16 protein-coding genes and 3 pseudogenes are annotated in these 14,822 nt (G+C 35.9%); 1 reads left to right on the forward strand and 18 read right to left on the reverse strand.

Translation table 11 applies throughout. The features are described 5' to 3' along the window. Positions 1–122 precede the first annotated feature (122 nt). From NiCM35_RS05645 to NiCM35_RS05720, 16 genes and pseudogenes are all read right to left on the reverse strand, one after another. Positions 123–899, reverse strand: coding sequence for a recombinase family protein (locus NiCM35_RS05645; protein ID WP_249878404.1), 777 nt, complete (start codon positions 897–899; stop codon positions 123–125). Between the two features lie 426 nt (positions 900–1,325). Beyond that, entirely contained in the window at positions 1,326–1,736 is a 411-nt protein-coding gene (locus tag NiCM35_RS05650) for an immunity protein YezG family protein (RefSeq protein ID WP_123259343.1), read from the reverse strand. Between the two features lie 2 nt (positions 1,737–1,738). Then, positions 1,739–2,668 carry a DNA/RNA non-specific endonuclease gene (locus NiCM35_RS05655; RefSeq protein ID WP_123259342.1) on the reverse strand — a complete coding sequence of 310 codons (930 nt, stop codon included), beginning with the start codon at positions 2,666–2,668 and terminating at the stop codon, positions 1,739–1,741. Positions 2,669–2,847: 179 nt separating this feature from the next. After that, positions 2,848–3,321 (reverse strand): annotated as a pseudogene (locus tag NiCM35_RS05660) (recombinase family protein); the annotation flags it as partial. Positions 3,322–4,041: 720 nt separating this feature from the next. Further along, positions 4,042–4,518 (reverse strand): DUF600 domain-containing protein, encoded by a 477-nt coding sequence (locus NiCM35_RS05665; protein ID WP_123259341.1) that lies wholly within the window; start codon positions 4,516–4,518, stop codon positions 4,042–4,044. An 11-nt stretch (positions 4,519–4,529) separates the two neighbouring features. After that, positions 4,530–5,156, reverse strand: a complete 627-nt coding sequence (locus NiCM35_RS05670) for a DNA/RNA non-specific endonuclease (RefSeq protein WP_433778878.1) — start codon at positions 5,154–5,156, stop codon at positions 4,530–4,532. A 282-nt stretch (positions 5,157–5,438) separates the two neighbouring features. Then, positions 5,439–5,927, reverse strand: a complete 489-nt coding sequence (locus NiCM35_RS05675; RefSeq protein WP_123259340.1) for an SMI1/KNR4 family protein — start codon at positions 5,925–5,927, stop codon at positions 5,439–5,441. Next, entirely contained in the window at positions 5,924–7,558 is a 1,635-nt protein-coding gene (locus NiCM35_RS05680; protein ID WP_433778880.1) for an HNH endonuclease, read from the reverse strand. The genes NiCM35_RS05675 and NiCM35_RS05680 overlap by 4 nt, the downstream gene beginning before the upstream one ends. Positions 7,559–7,583: 25 nt before the next feature. Then, positions 7,584–7,958: pseudogene (locus NiCM35_RS05685) on the reverse strand (recombinase family protein); the annotation flags it as partial. A 706-nt stretch (positions 7,959–8,664) separates the two neighbouring features. Next, positions 8,665–9,138 (reverse strand): SMI1/KNR4 family protein, encoded by a 474-nt coding sequence (locus NiCM35_RS05690; RefSeq protein ID WP_061796301.1) that lies wholly within the window; start codon positions 9,136–9,138, stop codon positions 8,665–8,667. 21 nt (positions 9,139–9,159) lie between these two features. Then, complete coding sequence (locus NiCM35_RS05695) at positions 9,160–10,110, reverse strand: HNH endonuclease signature motif containing protein (RefSeq protein ID WP_433778882.1); 951 nt, start codon at positions 10,108–10,110, stop codon at positions 9,160–9,162. Positions 10,111–10,950: 840 nt separating this feature from the next. After that, complete coding sequence (locus NiCM35_RS05700) at positions 10,951–11,421, reverse strand: antitoxin YezG family protein (protein ID WP_433778884.1); 471 nt, start codon at positions 11,419–11,421, stop codon at positions 10,951–10,953. Beyond that, positions 11,414–11,935 (reverse strand): DNA/RNA non-specific endonuclease, encoded by a 522-nt coding sequence (locus NiCM35_RS05705; protein ID WP_433778896.1) that lies wholly within the window; start codon positions 11,933–11,935, stop codon positions 11,414–11,416. Before NiCM35_RS05705 ends, NiCM35_RS05700 begins: the two co-directional genes overlap by 8 nt. A 57-nt stretch (positions 11,936–11,992) precedes the next feature. Then, positions 11,993–12,670: pseudogene (locus tag NiCM35_RS05710) on the reverse strand (transposase); the annotation flags it as partial. Continuing rightward, the gene (locus NiCM35_RS05715; protein WP_433778885.1) at positions 12,622–12,852 is read right to left on the reverse strand and encodes a recombinase family protein; all 231 of its coding nucleotides are present in this window, start codon (positions 12,850–12,852) and stop codon (positions 12,622–12,624) included. The gene NiCM35_RS05715 and the pseudogene NiCM35_RS05710, both read right to left, overlap by 49 nt. Continuing rightward, positions 12,849–13,073, reverse strand: a complete 225-nt coding sequence (locus tag NiCM35_RS05720) for a recombinase family protein (RefSeq protein ID WP_268877105.1) — start codon at positions 13,071–13,073, stop codon at positions 12,849–12,851. Before NiCM35_RS05720 ends, NiCM35_RS05715 begins: the two co-directional genes overlap by 4 nt. Before the next feature lie 94 nt (positions 13,074–13,167). On the opposite strand from NiCM35_RS05720, the gene NiCM35_RS05725 reads away from it, so the two are divergent. After that, entirely contained in the window at positions 13,168–13,356 is a 189-nt protein-coding gene (locus NiCM35_RS05725) for a helix-turn-helix domain-containing protein (RefSeq protein WP_433778898.1), read from the forward strand. Positions 13,357–13,672: 316 nt separating this feature from the next. Here NiCM35_RS05725 and NiCM35_RS05730 read toward each other — a convergent pair whose 3' ends face one another. Together NiCM35_RS05730 and NiCM35_RS05735 are read right to left on the reverse strand one after the other, a co-directional pair. Next, positions 13,673–14,140: a DUF600 domain-containing protein gene (locus NiCM35_RS05730; protein WP_433778887.1), complete on the reverse strand. Its 468-nt coding sequence runs from the start codon at positions 14,138–14,140 to the stop codon at positions 13,673–13,675. 10 nt (positions 14,141–14,150) lie between these two features. After that, on the reverse strand, positions 14,151–14,822 hold a 672-nt coding region (locus tag NiCM35_RS05735), incomplete at its 5' end, for a DNA/RNA non-specific endonuclease (RefSeq protein WP_433778889.1).

The raw sequence follows: 14,822 nt of genomic DNA on the forward strand, positions 1-14,822 counted from the left end.
GAAAATGCCGGCAACCTTAGTTCGAGCGTTCACCTTCTGGTGCGCATTGGTACGAAGGCCTATCCATTTTCATCGTTACATAGTAATTTATAAGAAAATGAGTCCCTTTTTTAAGTAACCTATTAAATTATTGCTTCATGTTTCCCATTTGCTTGTATTTGTCCATATGTATATATCCCTTGATAAAAACTCTCTCTGTCTAAAATTCTTTTTACTTGTACTTTCGTAAATGTTTTCCCTTGGGTTGTTTGATACCCTTCTTCATTCAATGCTTCTGCCAACCTAGACAGTGACCATTTCCTATGTAGCTGTTTAAGCTCAAACAACCGTTTTACTGCTTCTGCATGACCGTTATGTATCTTTAATTCCTTTTCACCCTTTTGTTTTGTATAACCAAATGTTGCCCTTCCTCCTGCATAACCACCTTCCTTCGCCTTTTTATTTCTTCCTTTCGTTAGTTTGAGGGCAATTTCAAGTCGTTGGTATTGGTCTAATAACTCCATTAAGCCATTTACCAAAAAGTCATTGGGGTCTTTCTTATGGATACTGAACTTAGGTTGTTCAATGCTTTTAATGTCACAGCTATATTTCTTCAACTCTCGTTGTATCAGTACCTTCACAATATCCGACCTCCATAATCGGCTTGTGTTCAGCACCACCACATAATCAATTTGGACAGACGAAAGGTGAGCCAACATTTCCTGTAGGCCCACCCTGTCAATTTCTAATGCTTCTTCATTCAGTTTTGCACCACTAATTCCTTCCTCTCTAAAAATATGGATCAAGTTCCAGCCTTGTTCTTTACAATACCCTTTAATTTCATCTTCTTGATATTTCAAACTATATCCATCTCTTGCTTGCCCTTGAGTGGAGACTCGTATATACCCAGCAACGTTCAACTTTTCACCCTCCCGTTACATAAATTGTAATTTTCGTAACGAATTTAACGAATAGCGAGTATTATACGACCGTCTCTTGTAAAAATACAACCCAATTTTTGTCTGCCCTGACGCTAAACTAGTTACCTTCTTACGTAACCTACCTTTATCGCCACGAGCTTTGTCATTCTCATTAGTTTCTTGCCATTCCCTGTCATAACTACCCCTGCCATGTAAAATGTCATCTCGCCTGTTTATCGTACTTTTCATTCTATTCAAGTGTTAAAACATAATGCCTTGATGGTACAACCATCATGAGTTATGAATTTCCATACAAATATTTTTAGTGTTTCCCTAGGAATACTCTTCATACAAAAAGCACTTGATGCCTAAAAGACGATCAAGTGCTCAGTTAGTAAAAAAGTTAAAGTAAATCACCTACTGTTATTACTTTAAGTATTCAGCCTCCCATTTATCCTGTTTCTCGTCTGGACTAATTTCTGAAACGTCATCATACCCATAATTAAGTTTCATTCTCCCCATGTTATCCAAAATATATGTTAAACTTGTCCATAGTTCCTGGTCCTGAACCATAAATTCATTCCAAAGTTCTTCAAAACAATCATACAGTTCTTGTTTTAATTTTCTATGCAGAGGTTTATCAATGTTAAACATATCTACAATATCCAAGCTATATACTGGTTGTTCCTGATTTACTGGATAGTAATAAAAAAATACTTGAGAAAACCCCTCTCTTACCTCAGCATATAATAAAATCTTTTCCCATTCTTCTGGTATCATCTCAACTAAAATATTCGCTACCTTTTGGTAGATGGCTTCCATCTGTTTTGTTTCCAAATTTAACTACCTCCATTATAATTGCTTAAATTAACTTCATACTTCTTGCCATTAATTTTATATTCAACTTCAAATTTTGAAGGACGAGAAGAATTACCTTTATAAATAGGTTCAATTTTAACTTCAACTGTTTTCCCTGATTCTAAAGCCTTTTTCCAAGAAGTTTCTAAGGCTTTGTATTCTTTCCTATTAAGTGTAGCATTCATTGGTACTAAGTTGTCAATTTCCCCTGAACCTTTGAAAATGCTAGCTATCAAATGACCCCCATCATCATTAGGTAATCTATCTTCTCTACCAACTGTCCTTTGTGCATAATTATTACGGTCTGCTTTTCCGAGTTGTAACGTCGCTTCTACATTTGATATTCTTCCTTCACTATCCGTTTTATAATGGTAACCTTCTTTAGTTTTATATTCTATATTTGGTTTCAATGCTTTCTTTCCATTAACCTTAGTATATTGCTCACCAAAGTTTACCTTGTTAGAAGCATTACCCGTACCCTTAGTAGTCCCCTTCCCTTCCACTTTCCTCAAAGAAGCCGGAACGATGGAATCCATCCGATTTTCTATCGTGGCTCTGCTCCACACATTGACAGGAGCCTGATTCGCTGTACTTAGTTGGAAGGACGGATGGGGCATAAAGTTTTGTCTAAAGAAGTGGGTGACTTCTTGGACATATTGTTTTCCACTATTTTTTATGCCATTAGGCCATAGGCTGTTCTCTTTCTTGCTTCCATCGATCCGTTGGAGCGATTCTGTTGTTTTTTGTGAAATGGCTGAACGGATTCCGTTGGCTTTATTTTTACTTTTTTCCACTTTTAACAGCTTAAGGTATTTTGCTTGGCCGACATATGGGAGGAGGGAAGTGGCTGCACTTCCCGATACATACATGATCCCTTCTTTTTCGGCGGTGTCTGTTATAGACTGCGCCATCGATTCAAGGACGATTGCGGGATCGTTTTATAACAGACTAAATAGAAGGCTGGGGAACCGATACGTTTCCCGAATGACGCGGCTAAGTCTATAGCTTACTCCCCATATAATTTGGGTGAGATTCCCCAAATATCGTTCCAATCGACTCTCATCACTGTTTCTGGAAATAGGGGTAGTACCTTCCTTGCCTTCTTGTTTCTTCCCTTCGTTAATTTAAGGGCAATTTCAAGCTGTTGATATTGGTCTAATAACTCCATTATGCCATTGACCAAAAAATCGTTGGGGTCTTTCTTATGGATACTGTAAGATGGTTGTTCAATGCTCTTAATGTAACAGCCATACTTCTTTAGCTCTCGTTGTATCGACACCTTTACAATGTCTGACCGTCATAATCGGCTTGTGTTCAGCACCACCACAAAATCAACTTGGACAGACGAAAGGTGAGCCAACATTTCCTGTAATCCCACCCTGTCTATTTCTAATGCTTCTTCATTTAGTTTTGCGCCACTAATTCCTTCATCTCTAAAAATATGTATCAACTTAAAACTCTGTTCTTCACAATATGCTTTTATTTCATCTTCTGGATATCTCAGGCTATATCCCTCTTTCGCTTGCTCATACGTTGAAACCCGTATATCCCCAACAACGTTCAACTTTCCACCCTCCCGTTACGGAAATTACAATTTATATAACGCTTTTTAAACGAATAGCGAGTATTATACGACCGTCTCTTGTAAAAATACAACCCAATTTTTGTCTGCCCTATTGCTAAACTAGTAACCTTCTTACGTAACCTACCTTTTATCGCCACGAGCTTTGTCAATCTCGTTAGTTTGTCAACCATTCCATATCATAACTATTCCTGCCATGTAAAATGTCATCTCGCCTATTTCTCTTTCCTATTCATTTCCCGTAAAGTATTAAAACGATACTCCTTGATGGTACAACCATCATGAGCTTTCGATTTTCAATTAAATCATTTTCTTTTTGTCTCTCCAAAAAATCCTCACTTTCTTTTTATTCACTAGCTTTATGTATCTGATTCGTTACCACCTTTAGCAATACGAGCTTTGTCATTTTCATTAGTTTGTGGGTTTTGCAGCATCATAAGTCTTCCTGCCACTTAAAATGTCATCTCGCCTGTTTATCGTACTTCTTAAAAATCAAAATATTAAATCAATACTCCATGATGGTACTACCTTCATGAGCTATGAATTTCACAAAGCATAGTCCAATGTTGCCCAAAGTTAACAATTTCTAACACAAAAACAAAAACACCTGTTGCCTAATAAGACAAACAAGTGCTTGTAGTTAATTCTAAAACATAATCCTGAATACTTCTGAACTCTTATACTAATTAAGACATTTCCACTTCAGCAATTTCCACTTTTTACCTCTTCGAACCAAAAATTGAAAATATCATCTGGTAAAAGCTCTTCGTCATTTGAATAAACTAAATCATATCTATATTTTCCTTTTAAACTATTCTGCTTCACATTATAATGTAACTTTATCTCTGTAGGCATTTCTTTTCCATATTCTTTACATTTTTCATGAATTTTTTCTAAATTTTCAAGTCCAATATCTAAAACAGCTTCTTGCCTTTGTTCAGAGGTATCATAAATCAATGTTTTCTTACCTTTCGTGCTTGTGCTATTTACTGCATCATTTAAGTTATGCTTAAAAACAAATTGACTATTTATTTTAAAAAATACGTCAAAAACATACATTTCTGGCTCATATGAACAGTAAATGTAAATATCCTCTGCTTTATTTTCAACGTATTCTAAACAAATTGCTACCATATCTGCTTGTAATTCAGAAAAATAATCTTCAAATACTTTACTCAAGTCTATCACCCCTAATTTTTTAATTTTACTTTCTTAATAACACCATCTATATTATATTTTATTTCAAAGCTTGTCGGCCTTAATCCAGTTCCGTCATAATTGACTTTAACATTAACGGAAACCTTCTTCCCTTCTTTTATGGCTGTAGCCCATTGATTTTCTAACTTCTTGTATTTACTCAAATTCACATTACTTGATTGAGATACAAGATTATCTAAATCTGGAGAGCCCCCAAACCTATCACCAGCTAAATGTCCAGCCTGGTCACCCGTTTCTTTTCCAGGCGTGTTTGATTTATGTGGTAATCTACTATCTCTTTCTGTTAATTTTAAATCATCTGCATTAAACTCTTTAAGTCTCCCCATATTGTCAGTCTCATATAAATACTCATATTCTCCTGCTTTATACTTAACATTCGGTTTCAAAGCACCATCCGTACTCATATGACTTCCGTCTCTAATAACACCATCTGGAATTTTATTTGTTTTATTATCCGTACCCTTAGTAGTCCCCTTCCCTTCCACTTTCCTCAAAGAGGCTGGAACGATTGAATCCATCCGATTTTCTATTGTAGCTCTGCTCCACACATTGACAGGAGCCTGATTCGCTGTACTTAATTGGAAGGACGGATTGGGCATAAAGTTTTGTCTAAAGAAGTGGGTGATGTCCATTGCCTAAAAGGCAATCAAGTGCTTTATTGTTAGCTATATAAAGTAATTAATTACTATTTCTATCTTTAAACCAACGAGCCTATTTAATTTCGTAAGTTTTTGGTTGTTCCCTGTAACAATACATCGTATGTTTAAAATGTCATCTCGCCTAATTATCGTACTTATTTTCATAGCAAAATATTGTTATACAACCCCATAATGGTACAACCTTCATGAGCTTTTGATTTTAATGTTTATTTTATTAAATTCTTAGTCATGTAGCTTATCAAGAAATTCCGAAAATGTTGCTGCAACGTAAAATACATTTTCTCTTGCACGCTCTTCAGCCTGTTCTTCAGTTAAACCCTCTTCTTTTATTAACATTTCTATTTCCCAAGCATTTTCATGTTCCCAAAAAACTACAATTGGATTATCCTTGTGTTCTTTATAATCAAAACATATTAAATTCCCCGCGGGGTCAAATGCAAATGGAACTAATCCATTAGGCAATGTATCTCTATAACTAATATAAACATCTACAATATACTCATCATTACTCTTATCATATGACAATAAAGTACCAAATACTTTCTCTCTGTTTCCTATATTAAATAGATCAGGTTCTACATTTGCACCGTTATTTATAGCAACACAAATTATATAATCTTCTGGAAATTCAAAACCTAATTCATTCCCAGTTTTTTTTACATATTCTTCACTTACTGGTTCATCAGCAAATTGCCATTCTATTTTACTCATCTAATACCATCTCCCCATAATTTATTACCACCTAAATGGTTTACATCATGAATTTTAGAAATAACTAATTGTATCTTTCCTGGAACCTGATGATGACGCCAAGTTAATCCCTGAATTCTCAGTTTCCCAGCATTTATTTGAGCTAATTGCTTTGGAGTAAATAAATCCTTTGAGACCTCTCCCTTTTCGATTGCCTCCTTTAGAATGCCGGTGCAAATTTTAAACTGCTTATCATCTGTTGCTCTAAATAGATTTTCTTGAAGTTTCAATGTAAATTTAACATCATCACCCTTAAAAATAGGAAAACCTAGTACATCATAATTTACACCTTTCACATGTTTTCCTCCTGCTAATCCTTTATTTACTATATTATTCTTTGGTGAAGCATTTAAATAATCATCCACATGCCCCACTACGGCTTTAAATTCATCAATACTATCATAACCATATTCCTTAATAGTTGTATCATCTACTACTTTCAAAAAGTCTTCAACACTCTCATAACCTTTTGGAACAATGGATCTATTAATAAAGTTTCCATTTATATCATAATCATTTTTAATTACTTCATCAATTTCAGAACGGTGGACATTATCTATACCCTTAGTAGTCCCCTTCCCTTCCACTTTCCTCAAAGAAGCCGGAACGATTGAATCCATCCGATTTTCTATTGTGGCTCTGCTCCACACATTGACAGGAGCCTGATTCGCTGTGCTTAGTTGGAAGGACGGATTGGGCATGAAGTTTTGTCTAAAGAAGTGGGTGACTTCTTGGACATATTGTTTTCCACTATTTTTTATGCCATTAGGCCATAGGCTGTTCTCTTTCTTGCTTCCATCGATCCGTTGGAGCGATTCTGTTGTTTTTCGTGAGACGGCTGAACGGATTCCGTTAGCTTTATTGATACTTTTTTCTCCTTTTAACAGCTTAAGGTATTTTGCTTGGCCGACATATGGGAGGAAGGAAGTGGCTGCACTTCCCGATATATACATGATCCCTTCTTTTTCGGCGGTGTCTGTTATAGACTGCGCCATCGATTCAAGGATGATTGCGGGATCGTGTATAATCGCATCGAGCGTTTCTGTAGCACTCTCTATCCTTTTCGTAGAAGCTTTTTTTAGAAAATCCGGCTCTATAGAATCTGGAATGATTCCTGATGCGGCCACGATTCCAGCATCGATCACAAGCGTAATAAGGCCTTTGGCTATCTCATAAATCGCTACGGCGAGCCCTTTTACAAAATCCCAAGCTCCCTCTGCTGTTACAGAAATCACATCGCTTACCTTTTCAGAGAAAGTTGTATAGCGATCCTTGACCTGAGAGGCCTTGTTTGCATATTCATCATCTGTGTTTTCATACTTTTTTACTTTTGACTCATAGAGATCCCACAGCTCTTCCATTTTATTTTTTAGCTTGGATTGAACAGATTCCATGTCATTTCGAATGCTTTCCAGCTGTTGTTTATTATATCTGCTTCGCTCTTTTTCTTCCAGATCTGTATCGTCAAACAGACTAAATAGAAGGCTGGGGGACCGATATGTTTCCTGAATGGCACGGCTAAGTCTATAGGTTACTCCCCATTCAATTTGGGTGAGATTTCCCCAAATATCGTTCCGATCGACTCTCATCATGCTGTTTCTGGAAATAGAGGGGAATACCTTCCTTTGCCTTCTTGTTTCTTCCCTTCGTTAATTTAAGGCTTTTAATGTCACAGTCATATTTCTTCAGCTCTCGTTGTATGAGTACCTTCACTATTATCCGACCTCCATAATCGTCTTGTGTTCAGTACTACCACATAATCAACTTGGACAGACGAAAGGTGAGCCAACATTTCCTGTAAGCCCACCCTGTCTATTTCAAATGCTTCGTCATTCAATTTGGCGCCGCTAATTCCTTCCTCTCTAAAAATATAATCAAGTTCAGGCCTTGTTCTTTACAAAACGCTTAATTTTCATCTTCTTGATATTTCAAGCTGTATCCATCTTTTGCTTGCCCTTGTGTCGAGACACGTATATACCCAACAACGTTCAACTTCTCACCCTCCCGTTACATAAATTTTAATTTTCGTAACGCTTTTTAGCGAATAGCGAGTATTATACGACCGTCTCTTTTAAAAATACAACCCAATTTTTGTCTGCCCTGTTGCTAAACTAGTAACCTTCTTACGTAACCTACCTTTTATCGCCACGAGCTTTGTCACTCGTTAGCTTGTCAACCATTCCATATCATAACTACCCCTGCTATGTAAAATGTCATTTCGCCCATTTCTCTTTCTTATTCAGTCCCGCCAAGTATTAAAACGATACTCCTTGATAGTACAAACATCATGAGCTTTCGATTTTCATGTAAATCATTTTCTTTTTGTCTCACTCAAAAATTCTCACTTTCTTTTTACTAGATTTATGTATCTGTATCTTTTAGCACTACGAGCTTTGTCGTTGTTGTTTTTAGTTTGTGGTTTTGTAGTATAATAAATCCTCTTTGCATGTAAAAATGTAGTCTCACCTATTTATCTTATTATTTTCACAAACACAGTATTAAACAAATGCCTTGATGGTATAACCATCATGAATTATGAATTTTCATTAGCATTTTTCATGTAGACCAAAGCATAAATTTCTCACAAAAAACAAAAAGCACCTGTTGCCTATTAGACAATCAAGTGCTTAAAGTAAATTAAATAAGTGTTACTAACTTACGGGCATTATATCAAGGTTTAGATACTACCAACAAGTATCTATTCTGTTAACATATTTAAAAATTCTTCAAAGCTATTACTTACAATATATGTTATAGGATTTAAATCTGAAGACTCTTCATGATTCCAAACGCATACAATAGGCTCTTCAACATTGTTACGATAGTCTAAGCAAACAAAGTCACCTGCAAATAAAACAGCTATTGGTAGCAGTTCAGTACCTACTAAATTTTCATCAAAAACAATTCTTTCGTCTAGTTGTGTTCTAACTACTCCTATATCGTAATACTCATCATCTCTTTCACCGGTTACTTTTAAAATACATAAAAACCTATCAATCGCATAAATATGGCTATTACACTTAAAACTATCCTTTATAGGAGTACCACCATTATATTTTTTTATAAATTCTTTATACGTCTCTGGTAAATTTATTCTCCACTTACCTTCCTTTTCAGAAAGCAAAGTATCGTCCGGCAAGGGATAAATTATTGAACCATCCTTAAATTCCATTACTATACCTCCTCAATATTATTATCTTGGAGCGTCGGCCCACATACCTTTTGTCCTTCCACCATTATGAGGTGTAATATTATGAATGCCAAAGGGGACTAGCTCCATTTTACCAGGAACCTCCGTATGATGCCACGTCATCCCTTTTCTTGTACCACCAATTTGTTCGTCTAACCACTTAAACTGTTCTTTATCCGATAACTTCCAAAATCTCTCTGGTAGCTGAACAGTCTCTTCTACAACACCTGCACTTGCAAAGTCGGCAAATCCATACCTCATACCATCTGCTTTTGTAACCTTTATTTCAGGAATATGTCCTTTTTCTATAGCCATTTCTTTTATCTTTCTTTTTTGAGCAGAAGACAAGCAATCTCCACCCGGAATAGTATCATCCCAAGACCAAGGTTTGTTTAAATCAACATGTTCTTTATATACTTTTGCATAGTCTTCAATGACTTCATCAAATTTCTTGTTACCATTTATAAAATCATCAATATTTCTTAAAGTAGTTTCACTAACTCCCTTATCTTTAACCGTACCCTTAGTAGTCCCCTTCCCTTCCACTTTCCTCAAAGAGGCTGGAACGATGGAATCCATCCGATTTTCTATCGTGGCTCTGCTCCACACATTGACAGGAGCCTGATTCGCTGTACTTAGTTGGAAGGACGGATTGGGCATAAAGTTTTGTCTAAAGAAGTGGGTGACTTCTTGGACATATTGTTTGCCACTATTTTTTATGCCATTAGGCCATAGGCTGTTCTCTTTCTTGCTTCCATCGATTCGTTGGAGCGATTCTGTTGTTTTTTGTGAAATGGCTGAACGGATTCCGTTGGCTTTATTTTTACTTTTTTCTCCTTTTAACAGCTTAAGGTATTTTGCTTGGCCGACATATGGGAGGAAGGAAGTGGCTGCACTTCCCGATACATACATGATCCCTTCTTTTTCGGCGGTGTCTGTTATAGACTGCGCCATCGATTCAAGGACTATTGCGGGATCGTTTTATAACAGACTAAATAGAAGGCTGGAGAACCGATACGTTTCCCGAATGACGCGGCTAAGTCTATAGCTTACTCCCCATATAATTTGGGTGAGATTCCCCAAATATCGTTCCAATCGACTCTCATCACTGTTTCTGGAAATAGGGGTAATACCTTCCTTGGCTTCTTGTTTCTTCCCTTCGTTAATTTAAGGGCAATTTCAAGCTATATCCATCTTTGGCTTGCTCTTGTGTTGAAACTCGTATACCCTACAACATTCAACTTTGACCCTCCTTTTAGGAAAGTTGTAATTTTCGTAACGTTTTTTAACGAATAGCGAATATTATACGACCGTCACTTGTAAAAATACAACCATAAGTTATTTTTCTTATACAATAAAACAGCACCTCTTTACGTTACCCATTAGTTATCGTCACGAGCTTTGTCATTATCGTTAGTTTGTTAGCTATTCCATGTATAACTTATCCTCGCCATGTAAAATGTCTTCTTGGCTAGTTATTATTCTTCTCACAAAATCCTATTATTCAATCAAGACTCCATGATGGTACTGCCTTCATGAGGTATGAATTTCATATAAGCAGTTTTGATGTCGTCCAAAGTATAAATTGCTTACAAAAAAACACTTGTTGTGCATAAAATGCAGTCAAGTGCTTTATAGTTAGCTATATAAATTAATCTAATACTAATTCTATTTGAAACCAAAAACCTATTTAATTTCGTAAGTATTTGCCTTGTTCCCTATAACAGTACTTCGAAGTTTTAAATGTCATCTCACCTATTCCTCGTTCTTTTCATCCTTAACCTGATTTAGAAATTATTCCAGTGTGGAGAGATATTTTTCTAAATGCCGTTTCCCAGAATTACTTTTAGGTATAATGCCAAGATGCTCATACTTCCAAATAGTTTTCCTTTCATGAGAGTCTATCTTAGAAAGAACATCATAATTAAAATCAATATTAAACTTTCCTATCTTATCAAAAACCATAGTGAAATTTGTCCAAGGCTCTTGATCATTATCTTTAAATGCTCTCCAAAGTTCTTGAATAAAATCAACTAATTGATGCCATTTTTCTGTGTATTCAAGTTCACTAACTGTAAATAGTTCAGTTATTTCATGACTGTATATTGGTTTATTACTACCTTCCGGATAATAATAAAAGTAAGCAGTCTGAGATCCTTCAACAACCTCACCGTATAAATAAACCTTAGACCATTCTTCTGGAATAGTTTCTACAACAACCTCAGCTATCTGTTGATATAATCTATCTAATTGTTCTTCATTCATCTAACTTTCTCCCTCCCGATACATTATCAAATCGTCTAATTTCCCATTCATCCTCACCAATTTTATACTTAATATTAAAACTTTCCGGACGTTGTGAATTAGCCTTATAGTTTGGGGTTATCCTAACCTTTACTTCATCACCATGTTTAAGTGCATCTGTCCATGTATTCTCAAGTTTTTTCCATTCGCCTTTATTTAAATTTCCATTCATTGGAACAAGATTATCAAGATCTCCTGAACCTTTGAAAATACTTGCAATTAAATGGCCACCTTCATCATCAGGTTTTCGGTATTCTCTTCCTACTACTTTTTGAGCATAGTTATTTCTTTTGCCATCTCCTAATGTGAGAGTTCCTTCAGCATTATTTATCCGACCATGACTATCTGTTTTATAATTGTATCCTTCTTTACTTGTATACTCAACATTCGCTTTTAATACTTTTTTACGACCAATCCTAGTATATTGGTCCCCGTATTTAACTTTTGTAATGTCTTTACCCGTACCCTTAGGAATATCTAAAAATGTACTTTATGAAAGGATGGCAGTTTATTCAACCACCACCCAAATTAATTAACTTACTTTCGTTTCAGGCATGATATAAGCCATTTTATTTTTCATCATACCATAGATTATTCTGACTAATCTTCTCATAATGCAAAGCTGGGCTGGTGACTTAGATTTTCCTCCATTCAGCTTTTGGTTATAGTAAGCATAAAACACAGGGTTACGAGGTATTTTACTTCCTTTACAGACTTGTACTTGTTGCACAGCTAGATTGTAGAAGATGTCATATAACTTTCGGTTACCTTGCTTGGTTTTCTTCATCGTTTCCTTACCACCCGAACCCATTTTGATAGGGGCAATTCCTGCATATCTTGCGAGTTTGTCAGAGTTTGCGAACCGATGAATGTCACCAATCTCTGCAATTAAAGCGGATGAAGTAACTACATCAATTCCTGGCATGGTTTCAAGTTTCATACCTAATGTCTGAATAGTTACCTTTAACTCTTTATCCACCTTCTTGATTTCCTGTTTTTTAAAGCGAATATCTCTGACCATGCTTTGGATGATAAAATCTCTTGATGTCTGATAGTCTCGCTTTACTTCTCCATCAGATTGAACAAGTGATAGTATCTGCTCTGCTTTTCTAGTTGAACATACATTGCTACTCGCTTCTAATAGAAATGTCCGTAATTCATCTACCGTTTTCCCCTCCAAATGAGATGGCGAAGGATAGCTTTCCCAAAAAACTCCATTAAACCATTGATTAAAAAGTCGCTAGGGTCTTTCTTATGGATACTGTATTGCGGTTGTTCAATACTCCGAATGTCCACTCCATACTTTTTCAATTCTCGATGTACTAACACTTTCACAATGTCTGACCGCCATAAACGGCTTGTATTAAGTGTTACAACATAATCCCACCTCATTGTGGGAGAGATACTCCAACATCTCCTAAAAGCATCCTATCCACTTCTAACGCTTCTTCATCTACTTTAGCACCACTGATACCCTCGTCCTTAAACAAGCGTAAAAGCGTGTACCCTTGAGCCTGACAATATGCCTTGATTTCCTCTTCCTGGTAAGCAAGGCTGTAACCATCCCTTGCTTGACCTTGTGTAGATACTCGAATATAACCGATAACTTTCATGATATTTTACCCCTCCGTTACGCTAATCTTGATTAACGTAACGCTTAACCGCTATATTTAATATAAATTCATTGTATGCTGCTTTAGCGATACAATCAAGCTAAAGGAAATCCTAAAAGAACGTGACCTTTCACAACGTGAATTAGCACGTATGACAGGGCTGCGGCCTAATACTATCAGTCACCTTTGTTCAGACAACGTAGATAGGGTATATCTATCAACATTAGAAACAGTATGCAAAGTGTTAGACATCGACATTCAGGAATTAATCGAGGTGGAGTAGTCCTCTCGATAAAGTAATCGTTCTTTTGTACGTAAAAGTTGCGAAAAATTTAAAAGGCAGGGAGAAAGCAAAGGGTAAGTATTTGAGGTTAAGTATGGTGGTATCTGATGATTTTAGGTTATTTCACAACAAAGGAAATTCACTAGATAGGGTACCCTTTTTAAAGGTGTTGTACGTACTAAAGAATTTGTTAAAACAACCTATCCGGCATACAAAGAGTATCTATTTTCTATTTATAACTAGCGGTTCATTCGGCACTAGGTAGCCCCTCAAAAAAGAAACCTTGAAAGGCACTTAAGCCAATCAAGGTCTAGTTTTACAAATTATTTTCCTTCACTTCTTCGAACCATAAATCAAAGATATCATCTGGTAATAGTTCGTCATCAATAGAATAAACTAAATCATATCTATATTTTCCTTTTAAGCTATTTTTCTTTACATTATAATGTAATTTCATTTCTGTTGGCATATCCTTATTGAACTCTTCACATTTTTTATGAATAAGCTTTAAATTTTGATTACCTATTCTTAGTGCAGCCTTCTGCCTTTCTTTGGAAACATCATAAACTCGATTTTGTTGACTATCCAATTCTTTTGAAGCTTCGTTTAGTTGATGTTTATGAACAACTTTTCCATTAATTTTATAGAAAAAATCAAAAACATACATTTTTGGTTCATACGAACAATAAATAAAAATTTCATCAGCCTTATTATCAACATACTCTAAACAAATAGCCACCATGTCTGTTTGTAATTCTGAAAAATAGTCCTCAAATAACTTCACATAATCCCCCCTAGTTCTCTAAACTTGTGAACCTCATACGACCATCTATTTCATATTCTATATCAAAGCTGCTAGGTCTTAAACTATTTCCTTCGTAATTAACCTTAACATTAACTGAAACGTCTCTTCCTTCTTCTATTGCTTTAGCCCATTGGTTTTCTAACTTTTTGTATTTACTCAAGTTAACACTACTTGATTGAGACACAAGATTATCCAAATCTGGAGAACCTCCAAATCTATCAGCTGCTAGATGTCCTGCGTGGTCTCCAGGTTCTTTTCCAGGTGTATTGGACTTATGAGACAATCTATTATTACGTTTTGTTAGTTTTAAGTCATCCGCATTAAAATCAGTAAGTCTCCCTAAACCATCTGTCTTATATTGATAATTATATTCACCTGCTTGATATTTAACATTGGGTTTTAATTTACCACCTTTAACCAAATGACTACCATCCTTAATGATATCACCAGATACCTGTCTAGTACCATTATCTATACCCTTAGTAGTCCCTTTCCCTTCCACTTTCCTCAGAGAAACCGGAACGATTGAATCCATCCGATTTTCTATTGTGGCTCTGCTCCACACATTGACAGGAGCCTGATTCGCTGTACTTAGTTGGAAGGACGGATGGGGCATAAAGTTTTGTCTAAAGAAGTGGGTGACTTCTTGGACATATTGTTT

The sequence above is a fragment of the Niallia sp. M35 genome, from assembly GCF_050971705.1.
In the GTDB taxonomy this organism is placed as follows: domain Bacteria; phylum Bacillota; class Bacilli; order Bacillales; family Cytobacillaceae; genus Niallia; species Niallia circulans_A.

What these genes read in the sequence shown, in the direction of transcription:
- NiCM35_RS05690 (WP_061796301.1), bottom strand. Translation starts at nt 9,138, where the DNA reads ATGGAATTTAAGGATGGTTCAATAATTTATCCCTTGCCGGACGATACT.
- NiCM35_RS05680 (WP_433778880.1), bottom strand. Translation starts at nt 7,558, where the DNA reads ATGATGAGAGTCGATCGGAACGATATTTGGGGAAATCTCACCCAAATT.
- NiCM35_RS05655 (WP_123259342.1), bottom strand. Translation starts at nt 2,668, where the DNA reads ATGGCGCAGTCTATAACAGACACCGCCGAAAAAGAAGGGATCATGTAT.
- NiCM35_RS05670 (WP_433778878.1), bottom strand. Translation starts at nt 5,156, where the DNA reads ATGCCCAATCCGTCCTTCCAATTAAGTACAGCGAATCAGGCTCCTGTC.
- NiCM35_RS05695 (WP_433778882.1), bottom strand. Translation starts at nt 10,110, where the DNA reads ATGGCGCAGTCTATAACAGACACCGCCGAAAAAGAAGGGATCATGTAT.
- NiCM35_RS05675 (WP_123259340.1), bottom strand. Translation starts at nt 5,927, where the DNA reads ATGAGTAAAATAGAATGGCAATTTGCTGATGAACCAGTAAGTGAAGAA.
- NiCM35_RS05720 (WP_268877105.1), bottom strand. Translation starts at nt 13,073, where the DNA reads ATGAAAGTTATCGGTTATATTCGAGTATCTACACAAGGTCAAGCAAGG.
- NiCM35_RS05700 (WP_433778884.1), bottom strand. Translation starts at nt 11,421, where the DNA reads ATGAATGAAGAACAATTAGATAGATTATATCAACAGATAGCTGAGGTT.
- NiCM35_RS05715 (WP_433778885.1), bottom strand. Translation starts at nt 12,852, where the DNA reads ATGAGGTGGGATTATGTTGTAACACTTAATACAAGCCGTTTATGGCGG.